This window comes from Mesorhizobium sp. M2A.F.Ca.ET.039.01.1.1 (assembly GCF_003998035.1).
Lineage (GTDB): Bacteria > Pseudomonadota > Alphaproteobacteria > Rhizobiales > Rhizobiaceae > Mesorhizobium.
This window is the reverse complement of record NZ_RZRY01001342.1, coordinates 1-854: the sequence shown is the minus strand read 5'-3', so window position 1 is coordinate 854 and position 854 is coordinate 1. Positions and strand designations below refer to the sequence as shown.

2 protein-coding genes are annotated in these 854 nt (G+C 68.7%); both read left to right on the top strand.

Translation table 11 applies throughout. The features are described 5' to 3' along the window. On the top strand, nucleotides 1-228 hold a 228-nt coding region (locus EOA24_RS42645; protein WP_210213659.1), incomplete at its 5' end, for a hypothetical protein. Beyond that, on the top strand, nucleotides 228-854 hold a 627-nt coding region (locus tag EOA24_RS42240; protein WP_210213658.1), incomplete at its 3' end, for a hypothetical protein. The genes EOA24_RS42645 and EOA24_RS42240, both read left to right, overlap by 1 nt.

The following is an 854-nucleotide window of genomic DNA, read 5'->3' as shown; positions in this document are numbered from 1 at the left end:
GCACTACTGGCAGGCCGCTATCGACGATTTCGCCTACCGCACCGGCCCATAGGGCGGTTCATCGCGCCGCCGGAGCGGCGAGCCGGAACAGGAAACTGGAAGGACGTTGCTTTCTGCCGCTCCGGCGCGCGGCGCTTCGAGGTCAAGCGGCGGCGTCAGCAAGACACTCGCGGGGATGATCCGCAGGAGCGGGGCCCGCCATCCGAATGGCCGACATTGGAGTCGTGATGGCCGCCGCCATGGCCGCCATTGCTGCCGCCGTTTCCAGCGTTACCACCATTGCCGCCACTGTTTCCGGTGCCGCCGCCATTGCTCCCGCCGTTTCCGGCGCTACCGCCGTTGCCGCCACCGTTTCCGGCGCCCCCGCCATTGCCGCCGCCGTTTCCGGTGCCGCCGCCATTGCCGCCACCGTTTCCGCCGCCATTCCCTCCGTTGCCGCCATTCCCTCCGTTGCCGCCATTCCCTCCGTTGCCGCCGTTCCCTCCATTGCCACCGTTTCCGCCGTTGCCACCGTTACCGCCATTCCCTCCATTGCCGCCGTTCCCTCCGTTCCCTCCGTTGCCGCCGTTCCCGCCATTGCCGCCGTTCCCGCCATTGCCGCCGTTCCCGCCACCGTTGCCACCGCCATTTCCGCCACCGTTGCCGCCATTGGCCGCCAGAAGCGCGCGCTTGGCGTCCTGCAGCATGGCTTTCGCATCCGGCTGGTGGAGCTCGTCTCGCGGCTCTGGGAGGACCGACGCGGCATGGCTCGAAGTGGCCGCCGGCAGCAGCATGGCCGATGCCAGAAGCGCCGTGGCCAGCGTATTTCTCGGAAGGGAAAGGCGCGCGAAATCGGCCGTCGAGGCGAATTCGAG